Origin of the sequence: Streptosporangium sp. H16 (genome assembly GCF_051918855.1) — a bacterium.
Classification (GTDB): Bacteria; Actinomycetota; Actinomycetes; order Streptosporangiales; family Streptosporangiaceae; genus Streptosporangium.
In genome coordinates this window covers 18,627-30,782 of sequence record NZ_JBPXMD010000024.1, presented here as the reverse complement: position 1 = coordinate 30,782, position 12,156 = coordinate 18,627, and the positions used below count along the sequence as shown (strand labels likewise).

The 12,156-nt window shown below is 71.2% G+C and carries 9 protein-coding genes; 7 read left to right on the top strand and 2 right to left on the bottom strand.

Annotation, left to right across the window (positions count from 1 at the left end):
* Positions 1-7 precede the first annotated feature (7 nt).
* The 7 genes from ACTOQ2_RS31740 to ACTOQ2_RS31710 all read left to right on the top strand — a co-directional run bounded on the left by ACTOQ2_RS31740 (position 8) and on the right by ACTOQ2_RS31710 (position 7,996).
* Entirely contained in the window at positions 8-1,252 is a 1,245-nt protein-coding gene (locus ACTOQ2_RS31740) for a polyamine ABC transporter substrate-binding protein (protein WP_440104521.1), read from the top strand.
* Between the two features lie 42 nt (positions 1,253-1,294).
* Positions 1,295-2,146 (top strand): ABC transporter permease, encoded by an 852-nt coding sequence (locus ACTOQ2_RS31735; protein ID WP_440104520.1) that lies wholly within the window; start codon positions 1,295-1,297, stop codon positions 2,144-2,146.
* Positions 2,143-2,994 carry an ABC transporter permease gene (locus ACTOQ2_RS31730; RefSeq protein WP_440104518.1) on the top strand — a complete coding sequence of 284 codons (852 nt, stop codon included), beginning with the start codon at positions 2,143-2,145 and terminating at the stop codon, positions 2,992-2,994. The genes ACTOQ2_RS31735 and ACTOQ2_RS31730 overlap by 4 nt, the downstream gene beginning before the upstream one ends.
* Before the next feature lie 243 nt (positions 2,995-3,237).
* Complete coding sequence (locus ACTOQ2_RS31725) at positions 3,238-4,632, top strand: NAD(P)/FAD-dependent oxidoreductase (RefSeq protein ID WP_440104577.1); 1,395 nt, start codon at positions 3,238-3,240, stop codon at positions 4,630-4,632.
* Positions 4,633-4,825: 193 nt separating this feature from the next.
* Complete coding sequence (locus tag ACTOQ2_RS31720; protein ID WP_440104517.1) at positions 4,826-5,713, top strand: alpha/beta hydrolase; 888 nt, start codon at positions 4,826-4,828, stop codon at positions 5,711-5,713.
* A gap of 5 nt (positions 5,714-5,718) precedes the next feature.
* Positions 5,719-6,714 carry an N-acetylglucosamine kinase gene (locus ACTOQ2_RS31715; RefSeq protein ID WP_440104515.1) on the top strand — a complete coding sequence of 332 codons (996 nt, stop codon included), beginning with the start codon at positions 5,719-5,721 and terminating at the stop codon, positions 6,712-6,714.
* Positions 6,715-6,835: 121 nt separating this feature from the next.
* Positions 6,836-7,996, top strand: a complete 1,161-nt coding sequence (locus ACTOQ2_RS31710; RefSeq protein WP_440104514.1) for a DUF418 domain-containing protein — start codon at positions 6,836-6,838, stop codon at positions 7,994-7,996.
* Between the two features lie 60 nt (positions 7,997-8,056).
* Here the strand turns inward: ACTOQ2_RS31710 and ACTOQ2_RS31705 are convergent, their stop codons facing one another.
* Both ACTOQ2_RS31705 and ACTOQ2_RS31700 read right to left on the bottom strand, forming a co-directional pair.
* Positions 8,057-10,108, bottom strand: a complete 2,052-nt coding sequence (locus ACTOQ2_RS31705; protein ID WP_440104512.1) for a WD40 repeat domain-containing serine/threonine protein kinase — start codon at positions 10,106-10,108, stop codon at positions 8,057-8,059.
* 149 nt (positions 10,109-10,257) lie between these two features.
* Positions 10,258-12,150 carry a propionyl-CoA synthetase gene (locus ACTOQ2_RS31700; RefSeq protein WP_440104510.1) on the bottom strand — a complete coding sequence of 631 codons (1,893 nt, stop codon included), beginning with the start codon at positions 12,148-12,150 and terminating at the stop codon, positions 10,258-10,260.
* Positions 12,151-12,156: the final 6 nt, after the last annotated feature.

Below are 12,156 nucleotides of genomic sequence, written 5' to 3'. Positions count from 1 at the left end.
GCTCGACATGGACCCCCGCACGAACCCCGCCTTTCTGCGAGGCATGACGCAGAGCCGCTCCGTCACGCGCCGTGACGCCCTCCGCCTCGGCGGGCTGTCGGCCGCGGCCCTCGCCCTCGCCGCCTGCGGCGTGGAGGGCAAGAAGGTGGCGACCGTCCCCCCCAGGGACGCCATCGCCGAATACTGGGGCTCCAAGAAGAAGAACGGCACGCTGCGCTTCGCCAACTGGCCGCTCTACATCGACAAGGACGGCAAGCGGTACCCCTCGCTGGAGCTGTTCACCGCCGACACCGGCATCCAGGTCTCCTACCAGGAGGCCATCCAGGACAACAGCACGTTCTTCGGCAAGGTCCAGCCGCTGCTCGCCGCCAACAACGACATCGGCTACGACCTGATGGTCCTGACCAACGGCCTCCAGCTGAGCAAGGCCATCGCGCTGGGCTACCTCGTCCCCCTCGACCACTCCAAGCTGCCGAACTTCGCGGCCAACGCGAGCTCCGCGGTGAAGAACCCCACCTGGGACCCCAACAACGCCCACACGATCCCGTGGACGGTCGGCGTCACCGGCATCGCCTACAACCCCAAGTACGTGGACGAGGTCAAGAGCATCCAGGACCTCTGGAACCCCAAGTACAAGGGCAAGGTCGGCATGATGCTCGACACCCAGGAGGTCGCCAACTTCGGCATGTTCGCCCTGGGCATCGACCCCGACAAGTCGACCGAGGCCGACTGGAAGAAGGCAGGCGAGAAGCTCAAGGAGCAGCGCGACGCGGGGCTGGTGCGCAAGTACTACGAGAACGACTACGTCGACGCCCTCGCCAGGGGCGACATCTGGATCACCATGGCCTGGTCGGGCGACATCTTCCAGCAGGTCGCCGAGGGCAAGGACCTGCGGTTCGTGGTGCCCGAGGAGGGCGGCACGATCTGGACCGACAACATGTGCATCCCGAAGACCGCGCTGAACCCGGTCGACGCGCTCACCCTGATGGACTACGTCTACCAGCCCAAGATCGCCACGATGCTGGTCGAGTACATCAACTTCATCACGCCGGTCTCCTCCGCCAAGGACCTCGTCCTCGCCGACGCGGCCAAGGCCGAGGGCGACGAGAAGAAGGCGCTCGAGCAGATCGCCGAGAGTCCGCTGATCTTCCCCTCGGAGGCGGACATGGCCAAGCTGCGGTCGTACAAGACGCTCACCTCCGCGGAGGAGAAGATCTTCGAGGACATCTTCCAGCCGGTCACGCAGGGCTAGGCGGATGAGAGAGCGACTCGGACAGGAAGGGGTCGTCGGCCGGTGAAGCGCCTCGCCCCCTACCTGCTCATCCTGCCCGGCGGACTCTGGCTCGCGATCTTCCTGGTGGTGCCGATGGTCTTCATGGCCTCGGTCTCCACCCAGGAGGGCAACGTGGTCGACGGATTCGTCCAGACGTTCAACTTCGCGGTGTACGGCGACGCCCTGGCGCAGTACCAGACGCAGTTCCTGCGCTCGGCGGGGTACGGCCTGGCCGCGACCGTGATCTCCATCGCGCTGGCCTACCCGATGGCCTACTGGATCGCCTTCAAGGGCGGCAGCCGCAAGTCCACCTACCTGCTGCTGGTGCTGCTGCCGTTCTTCGTGTCGTTCGTGCTGCGCACGGTGTCGTGGCGGTTCATGCTCGCCGACGACGGCATGCTGCTGGGGCCGTTGAAGTCGGCAGGGCTGCTGCCCGAGGACTTCCACGTGCTGCAGACGACGTTCGCGGTGATCGGCGGGCTGGTCTACAACTACCTGCCGTTCATGATCCTGCCGATCTACGTCGCGCTGGAGCGGGTGGACCCCAAGGTCGTCGAGGCCGCACAGGACCTCTACGCGGCCAGGCGCGAGGCGTTCACCAGGATCGTGCTGCCGCTCTCGCTGCCGGGCGTGTTCGCCGGGGTGCTGATGACGTTCGTCCCGATGACCGCCGACTACGTCAACGCGGGCATCCTCGGCGGCCCGGAGAACACGATGATCGGCAACATCATCCAGACCGAGTATCTGGTCAACAACGACTACCCGACCGCCGCCGCGCTGTCGTTCACGCTGATGGCGGCGATGCTGGTCGGCATCTTCGCCTACGCCAAGGCGCTCGGCACCGAGAACGTCCTGGAGGCGGCGGCCCGATGAGCGGCACCATCGACGTCACGCAGGCCCCGGCGGCGGACGCGCCCGCCGGGCGGAGGTCCCCGCGGGGACGGAGGCGGCTGGGCGACCGGCTGCTCTTCGGCTACGTGTGGCTGATCCTGATCTGGCTGTTCCTGCCGATCGCCGTCATGATCGTGTTCGGCTTCAACGACACCCAGAGCAAGTCGAACGTGACCTGGCAGGGCTTCACCCTCCAGTGGTGGGGACGCCTGGACGAGTATCCCGAACTGCTCAAAGCGGTGCGCAACTCCATCTCCATCGCCCTGCTCTCCACGGTGATCACGACGTTGCTCGGCACGCTCATGGGCCTGGCCCTGGGCCGCTACCGGTTCCGCGGGCAGGGCGCCACCAACCTGGTGATGTTCGCCGCGATCGCCTCGCCCGAACTGGTCATGGGCGCCTCGCTGCTGTCGCTGTTCATCAGCGTCGGCGTGCAGACCGGCTTCGCGACCGTGGTCGTCGCGCACGTGCTGTTCTCGCTGTCCTTCGTGGCGATCACCGTGCGGGCCCGGGTGATCGGGCTCGACCGGTCGATCGAGGAGGCGGCGCGCGACCTCGGCGCGTCCACCTGGATCACGTTCTGGCGGATCACCTTCCCGATGATCCTGCCCGGCGTCGTCTCGGGCGCGCTGCTGGCCTTCGCCCTGTCCATCGACGACTTCGTGATCACCCAGTTCACCAGCGGCGCCGTCCAGACGTTCCCGCTGTGGATCTGGGGCGCCACCCGCATCGGGGTGCCGCCTCAGGTGAACGTCATCGGAACGCTTATATTCGCGGTAGGCGTCGCCATCGCCGTGGTCAACACGGTCACCGCGCGCCGCCGCACCTAGTCTCCGCCGAGCCCCGTGCCCTCACCGGGTGGCACGGGGCTTCGGTGTACCCGGGCTCCCGGATCTCCGGGTCCCGGGTTCCCGGCGGCGAGGGCCGCGGCGGACAATATCCCGGCGGAGAACAGATTCCCGGCAGAGAACAGGGAGGCGAGATCGGATTCAGGCGGGGGGAACCCGCGCGCGATCTCCATGATCACGCGATACACACAAAGACAACCTGACTCACGTAGGGAAGTGAGATTTGTGGATCCGCTGAAGGCTCTTGCTGACGCGGAGCGCAAGCCGTACTGGCTCGACAGTCCGGCGAAACCCGAGCCGCTGGCGCGGCTCTTCGGCGAGACCACCGCCGACCTGGCGGTGGTCGGCGGCGGCTTCTCGGGGCTCTGGACCGCCCTGATGGCCAAGGAACGCGACCCCTCGCTCGACGTCGTCCTCCTCGAGGGGCGCCGGGTCGGCTGGGCGGCGTCCGGCCGCAACGGCGGCTTCGCGATGGCCACGCTGACCCACGGCATCGCCAACGGGCTGGAGCGCTGGCCCGAGGAGATCTCCACGCTCGAACGCCTCGGTCTCGACAACCTCGACGAGATCGGCGAGGCGGTCGCCGGATACGGCATCGACTGCGGCTACGAGCGCACCGGCGAGCTGCACGTGGCCACCGAGCCGTGGCAGCTGGAGGAGATGAACCGCAACGTCGGCGTCGCCCGCGATTTGGGCGCCCGCTTCGACGTCCTCGACACCGAACAGGTGCGGGCGGAGGTGAACTCGCCCACGTACATCGGGGGCCACTGGGAGCGCGACGGCTGCGCCATGCTCGACCCCGCCCGGCTGGCCTGGGGGCTCCGGCAGGCCTGCCTCTCGCTGGGCGTGCGCATCCACGAGCGCACGCCGGTACGCACGATGAGGGACACCCCGACGAGCCTGGACCTGATCACCCCGCACGGCAGCGTCAGGGCGCGCAAGGTGGCGCTCGGCACCGGCGTGTTCCAGCCGCTGCTGCGGCGGCTGAAGCACTTCCTGGTGCCGGTCTACGACTACGCCCTGATGACCGAGCCGCTCTCGGCCGGCCGGCTGGCCTCGGTGGGCTGGCACAACCGGCAGGGGGTCGGGGACGCGGCCAACCAGTTCCACTACTACCGGCTGACCGAGGACAACCGGATCCTCTGGGGCGGTTACGACGCGGTCTACTACAACGGCGGCATGATCAAGCCCGAGTACGAGCAGCGCGACGAGACCTTCGTCAAGCTGGCGGAACACTTCTTCACCACGTTCCCCCAGCTGTCCGGGCTGCGCTTCACCCACAGGTGGGGCGGCGTGATCGACACCTGCAGCCGGTTCAGCGCCTTCTACGGCCAGTCGCACGGCGGGCGCCTCGCCTATGCCGCCGGATACACCGGCATGGGCGTCGGCGCGACCCGGTTCGGGGCGAACGTCATGCTCGACCTGCTCGCCGGAGAGCGGACCGAGCGGACCGAGCTGCGGATGGTCAAGGAGAAGCCCGTCCCGTTCCCGCCCGAGCCGGTCCGCTCGGCCGGGATCCAGATGACCCGCTGGTCGATCGCCCAGGCCGACCTGCATCAGGGGCGCCGCAACCTTTGGCTGCGGACCCTGGACCGGATGGGTCTCGGCTTCGACTCCTGAGGTTCCCGAGGTCCCTGGTTCCCAACGGCCGTCCCCGCTCCCGCTCCCGCTCCCGGCTCAGGCCGGTCGGGCGGGGGCGGGGACGGCATGGGACGATCAGGGACGACGGGGGACGGGCCGGAGAACGGCCGGGTCCGGGGCCGGCGGGGGAACGCCGTTGGCTTCCGCCGCGCGGGCCGTACAGACTTGGAGCATGTCCGAAAAGGTGAAGTTCACCGCCGGAGGGATCACCCTCGTCGGCGACCTGCGGATTCCGGCGGCGCCGGGCCCGCACCCCGCCCTGGTCCTCACGGGCCCGTTCACCGGCACCCGGGACCAGGTCACCGGCCTGTACGCCGCCCGGCTGGCCGAGGCGGGGTACGCGACGCTGGCCTTCGACCACCGCAACTGGGGAGAGTCGGGCGGGGAACCGCGCAACCACGAGGACGCCCAGGGCAAGCTGGAGGACCTGCGGGCCGCGGTCTCGCTGCTGCGCTCGCGTCCCGAGGTGGACGGCGACAGGATCGGCGCGGTCGGGATCTGCCTCGGCGGGGGCTACGCGCTCAAGTTCAGCGCGTTCGACCCCCGGGTGAAGGCGTTCGCGGGCATCGCGGGGGCCTACAACAACCCCTACGGCATGCGCGCCGGGATGTCGCCCGCCGGGTACCAGGAGGCGCTGGCCTCGTTCACAGCGGTGCTGGAGCGCCAGGACAGGGGTGGTGAGGTGGAGTACCTGCCCGCGGTGGCCGAGGAGGGGGAGGCGGCGATGCCGGGCGACGAGCCGTTCGCCTACTACGGCACCTCCAGGGGCGCCTCGGAGCACTGGCGCAACGAGGTCACCCGGGCCTCCGTCCGGGAGCTGATCACCATGGACAACATGACGGGCGCCGACTTCCTGTCGCCCAAGCCCGGCCTGATCGTGCACGGCCTGGTCGACCGCTTCTGCTCGCCCGAGGGGGCCGAGGAGGCGTACCGGCGGATGGACGAGCCCAAGAGGATCGTCTGGCTGGACGCCAGGCTGCACATCGACCTCTACGACGCCGAACCGCACGTCACCCGGGCGGTCGAGGCGGCCGCCGCGTTCTTCGGCGAGCACCTCTGAACGCGATGTACGTCCTCGGGCTGGACGTCGGCGGGACCTCCTCGCGGGCCCTCCTGCTCGACGCCTCGGGGCGGCGGGCCGGGTACGGGAGGGCGCCGGGCGGCAATCCCGCGGCCCACGGCAACGCCGTCGCGGTGGCCAACATCGGCCTGGCGCTGGAGCTCGCCCTGCGCGGGATCGACCCGGGCCTGGTGGCCGGGGCGGTGATCGGGCTGGCGGGCGGCGGGGCGCTGGACCGCCTGGTGTTCGACCCCATGTGGGCCGCCGCCGGCCTGCGCGTCCCGCCCCGCCTCACCGGCGACCTGGGCATCGCCTTCGCCGCCGGTACGGCGGAACCGCGCGGCACCGCGCTCATCGCCGGGACCGGGGCCATCGCCGCCAGGATCGAGGACGGCGAGCCGGTGATGATCGCCGACGGGCTCGGCTGGCTGCTGGGCGACCAGGGCTCCGGGTTCTGGCTGGGCAGGGAGGCGGCCGGCGCCGCCGCCCACGCCCTCAGCCGGGGGGACGCGGGCGGCAGGCTCACCCGCCTCGTCACCGACGCCCTCCTGGAGGACGAGGTCTCGGGGCCGGCCGTCGCCGAGATGGGAGAGGGCGGCGCGGGCACGACGGAGGAGATGCGGGCACTGGCGATCAGGCTGGTGGTCCGCGCGCAGTCGCGGCCCCCGCTGGAGCTGGCCCGGCTCGCCCCGCTCGTCAGCAGGGCGGCGGCGGAGGGGGACCCGGCCGCCCTGGAGATCGTGTCCACCGCGGCCCGGCTGCTCTGCGAGACGGTGGCCGAGGTCCGCCGGGCGGGCGAGACGAGCCCGATCGTGCTGGCCGGGAGCGTGCTGACCAGTGAGGGACCGGTCGCCTCCGCCGTACGGGAGAGGCTGGGTCCCTCGACGGTCCTGGCGGGCGACGGCGCGGCGGCGGCGGCGTGGCTGGCCGGCCGGAAGGCGTTCGGCTGGGACCCGGCGACCGCCGCCCGGCTGCACGCCCGCGTCGTCTCCGGAGGCTGACCGGACTTCGTCTCCACGGTCCGGCGGGCCGTAACCCGGTCCGGGTACACACATCGATGTACGTCCCGGATGGGCCTGCGTGACGATGTCCGCGGGCCCTCCGGACGGGATCGTGGAAGGCGTGACAAGTCGCCGCATAGAAGTGCTCGACCTGCTCAGGGGAATCGCCATCGTCGGCACCCTGGGCACGAACATCTGGATCTTCACCGATCCCGGCGGCCCCGCCGACGTCATCGGGGCGCTGGGCAGGCCGGAAACCGTGGAGACGCTCCTCCGCTTCCTCACCAACGGCAAGTTCCTCGCGCTGCTCACCCTGCTCTTCGGGGTCGGGCTCGAACTCCAGTACCGCTCGGCCGCCCGCCGCGGCGTGCCGTGGCCCGGCTGGTACCTGTGGCGGGCCGGGCTGCTGTTCGTCGAGGGCCTGATCCACTACCTGCTGATCTTCGAGTTCGACGTGCTGATGGGCTACGCGCTGACCTCGATCATCGTGGCGTACCTGATCGGCAGGAGCGACCGCGTGGTCAAGGTGTGGATGATCACCGTCGGGACGGTCTTCACCGCGCTGATCGCGCTGCTCACCGTCGGCACCACCTCGGAGAGCCTGGACACCGGGCCGGAGTCGTCCACGCTCTTCACCGACGGCACCTACCCGCAGCAGGTCGCCGCCCGGATCGAGATGATCGGTCTCTACCGGATCGAGATCGTCCTCATCGTCCCGATGGGCATCGTGCTGTTCCTGCTCGGCTCCCGGCTGATGCGCGCCGGGGTGTTCGAGGACTCGGAGCGGGGCGCCACGCTGCGCCGGAGGCTCATGGTCGCCGGGCTCGCCGTGGCCCTGCCGCTGAACCTGGTCACCGCCTTCGCCGGCCCCGGCTGGTTCCTGGTGGACCGCTACCTGCTGCCCCCGCTGGTGGCACTGGGCCTGCTCGGCCTCGTCGCGACCCTCGCGCGGCGGGCGACCGGCGCCCCCGGCGTGCTGAGGCGAGGGCTGAACAACGTCGGCCGTACCGCCCTGAGCTCCTACATCTTCCAGAACCTGGTCGCGTCGGCGCTCTGCTACGGCTGGGGACTCGGCCTGGCCGCGTCGCTCGACGACCTGCGGCCGTGGTGGGTCCTGGCGGCCTGGGCGGGCATCTGCGCGCTCTTCATGACGCTGTCCACGCTGTGGCTGCGGCGCTTCGAACGAGGTCCCGTCGAGACGCTCTGGCAGTGGGCGTACCTGGCGCCACAGGGACGCTCGAAGAACTCTGATGAAAGAGTAGAAGTTTCCACAAAACGTTAGGGCAGGGTTTGTCGCGAAGGGTCGCCGCTACGGTCGTGGCCCTTCTGCGGAACAGCCCCGCTAGGAGGCCGCCGAGGGTCCGACCCCGGTGGCCTCCCCGGCGGGAGCCCGCCCGCCGCGCCGCCGCAGGATCACCACCGCTCCCGCCGCCACCACGACCAGCACGACCGCCCCGGCGAGCCACGTCCACGGAACGGCCGTGTCCGCACCGGCCGCGAAGGAGGTGTCCCACAGGATCACTGTCTTGTCGTCGCCACCGGTGGCGAGGATCCTCCCGTCGGGAGCGAAGGCGGCCGACCAGACCGGACCCGCGTGGCCGGTGAGCGGGCCGCCGATCGGCCGCCGGGTCGCCGGGTCCCACAGCCGTACGACGGAACCGGTGCCCACGGCCAGGGTTGCGCCGTCCGGGCTGAGCGCGACGGTGTGGATCTCGTCCGGATGGCCGGTGAGGGGGTCGCCGATCGGCCGGCGGGCCGTGACGTCCCAGAGGATCACCGTTTTGTCGCGGCCGCCGGTGGCGAGGGTCCTGCCGTCGGGGCCGAAGACGACCGACCGCACCAGATCGGTGTGGCCGGTGAGGGGGTCGCCGATCTGCTGCCGGGTCGCGACGTCCCAGAGGATCACCGTCGTGTCGTCGCCGCCGGTGGCGAGGGTCCTGCCGTCGGGGCTGAAGGCGACCGACTGCACCCAGTCGGTGTGGCCGGTGAGGGGGTCGCCGATCTGCTGCCGGGTCGCCGTGTCCCACAGGATCACTGTCTTGTCGGCACTACTCGTGGCGAGGGTCTTGCCGTCGGGGCTGAAGGCGACCGACCGTATCCAGTCGGTGTGGCCGGTGAGGGGGTCGCCGGCCGGCTGCCGGGTCCGTGTGTCCCACAGGATCACCGTGTGGTCGCCGGAGTCGGTTCCCTCGCCGTTGTTGCCGCCACTGGCCAGGAGCCCGCCGTCCGGGCTGAACGCCATCGCCTCCACCGCCCTGGTGTGGCCTTTCATCGGGTCGCCGACCGGTCGCCGGGTCGCGACGTCCCACACGATCACCGCGCCGTCGCCGTCGCCGCCTGCCAGCGTTCCGCCGTCGGGGCTGAACGCCACGACGTTCACCCTCTCGGCGTGCCCCCTGAGCTGGGCGACGACGGTTGTTCTCGCGGGGTCCGGCGCGGGCCGGAACAGGTAGGCCGCGGTGGCGGCGGTGACCAGGATCGCCGCGGCCACCGCGATCGCGGGGCGGAGCCCGCGCCGGGGGGTGCGCGCGGGGACCCGCGCGGGCTCGGTGGCGGCCGGAGAGGTGGGGGGCGGGGCGGCGGCGATCCCGGCGAGCGCGGCGGCGGCCTGGGAGCCGGTGAGGCGCAGGGCGGGGTCCTTACGCAGCAGCCCCTCCAGAACGGGCGCCAGAGGACCGGCGTGCACGGGCGGGGCGGGCGGCCGGGTGGCGATCGAGACGTAGATCGATCCGTGCGTCGTGCCGCTGAACGGACGGCGGCCCTCGACCGCGGCGTACAGGGTGGCGCCCAGCGACCACAGGTCCGACGCCGCGGTGGCGGGGTGGCCGTTGATCTGCTCGGGAGAGATGAAGGCGGGGGTGCCCAGGGTGACGCCGGCGCCGGTGAGGGTGACGTCTCCCTCGACGGCGGCGATCCCGAAGTCGGTCAGCACGACCCGCTCGCCTTCGAGCAGGACGTTGGCGGGTTTGATGTCGCGATGGGTGATCCCGGCGGCGTGCGCGACCGTCAGCGCCGCGAGGATCTGCCTGCCGATCGCCGCCACCCGCTGGGGCGGCAGGCGCCCCCGGGTTCTCAGCACCTCGTCCAGCGAGGGCCCGTCGACGATCTCTGTCACGATCCACGGGCGGCCGTCGGCCTCGACGACATGGTCGTGAACGGTGATGATCGCCGAATGTTTCAGCTGCGCCGCGGCGCGGGCCTCACGCTGCATCCGCTTGTAGAGCGTCTCGCGCGCGGAAACGTCCAGGTGATCGGGGAGGATGAGTTCTTTGACCGCCACCTGGCGGTGCAGGCTCTCGTCCCGCGCCCGCCACACCGTGCCCATCCCGCCGCGGCCCAGTACGTTTATCAGCCGGTATCGCCCGGCGACCAGCCTGCCCGCGTCGTTCGCCACGATAGGACCTTAACGACGGCATGGCGTGATAAGCCGTGAAGGGGAACTGATCGTAACCGTGATGATGCCGAGCGTGGACCGTCCGATCGGCGCGGCCGTCACGCGAATTGTTGAGAACACCCGGGGTGACCTCGGGAGATTCCGGCCTTCTAGCCGTCCGCGGCGGTGCGGCGGCCGATGATGGGGCGCAGCACGTCCAGCACCGTCGCGTCCTCGATGGTCGAGGGGGCGGGCTCGTCGGAGCCCTCCGCGATGCCGCGCATGGTCTTGCGCAGGATCTTCCCCGACCGGGTCTTCGGCAGGGCCGGGACCACGTCCACCTGCCGGAAGGCGGCCACGGCGCCCACCTGCTCGCGGACGGCCAGGACCAGCTCGGCCCGCAGGGTCTCCGGGTCGATCTCCGTCCCGCTCTTCAGCACCACGAAACCGCGCGGCACCTGCCCCTTCAGCTCGTCGGCGACCCCGATGACCGCGCACTCGGCCACCGCCGGATGCGCGGCCAGCACCGCCTCCATGGACCCGGTCGACAGCCGGTGCCCGGCCACGTTGATCACGTCGTCGGTGCGGCCCATCACGAACAGGTAGCCGTCCTCGTCGAGGTGGCCGCCGTCGCCGGTCAGGTAGTGGCCGGGGAAGGCCGACAGGTAGGACTTCACGTAGCGCTCGTCGTCCTGCCAGAGGGTGGGAAGGGTGCCCGGCGGGAGCGGGAGCCGGATGCAGATCGCCCCCTCCTCCCCGGGGGCGCACTCGGCGCCGGAGGCCCTCAGCACGCGCACGTCGTACCCGGGGACGGGCACGGTGGGGGAGCCCGGTTTGACCGGCATGGGTTCCAGCCCGCGCAGGTTGGCGGCGACGGGCCAGCCGGTCTCGGTCTGCCACCAGTGGTCGACGACCGGCACGCCCAGCCTGTCCGCCGCCCAGTGGTAGGTGTCGGGATCCAGGCGTTCACCGGCGAGGAACAGCGTCCGCAGCGACGAGATGTCGTACCCGCCGAGCAGGGCCGCCTCCGGGTCGGCCTTCCTGATGGCGCGGAACGCGGTCGGCGCCGTGAACAGCGCGTTCACCCGGTGCTCGGCGATCACTCGCCAGAACGCGCCCGCGTCGGGGGTGCCGACCGGCTTGCCCTCGTACAGCACGGTCGTGGCGCCGCGCAGCAGCGGCCCGTACACGATGTAGGAGTGCCCGACGACCCAGCCGACGTCGGAGGCCGCCCAGAACACCTCGCCCGGCGCGATGTCGTAGACGTTGGCCATGCTCCACAGCAGCGCCACCGCGTGCCCGCCGTTGTCGCGCACGACGCCCTTCGGCAGGCCGGTCGTGCCGCTGGTGTAGAGGATGTAGAGCGGGTCGGTCGCCCGCACCGGCACGCAGTCGGCCGGTTCGGCCTTCGCCATCGCGTCCGCCCAGTCGACGTCCCGCCCCTCCACCGGCTCGGCGGGGGCCTGCTCGCGCTGCAGGATCACGCAGTGCGCGGGCGCGTGCGCGGCCAGCCCCAGCGCGGCGTCGAGCATCGGCTTGTACGGCACCACGCGTGAGGGCTCGATCCCGCAGGAGGCCGACACGACCACCTTGGGGCGCGCGTCGTCGATCCTGGCCGCCAGCTCCTTGGGCGCGAACCCGCCGAACACCACCGAGTGCACCGCCCCCAGCCGCGCGCACGCCAGCATGGCGATCACCGCCTCGGGCACCATCGGCATGTAAACCACCACCCGGTCGCCCTGCTCCACCCCGAGCGAGCGCAGCACCCCGGCGAACCTCGCGACCTCGTCGCGCAGCTCGGCGTAGGTGTGGCGCCTGCCGGTGCCCGTCACCGGGCTGTCGTGGACCAGCGCGAGCCGGTCGCCGTGACCGGCCTCGACGTGCCGGTCCAGCGCGTTGTGACAGGTGTTCAGCTCCCCGTCGGGAAACCACCGGTAGAAGGGCGGCGCCCCCGCGTCCAGCACCTCGCGCGGCGGCCTGCTCCAGGTGACCGCCTCGGCGGCCTCGGCCCAGAAGTCCTCGGGATCGGCGATGCTGCGGGCGAAGGCGTCAGCGTACGACATCAGGCC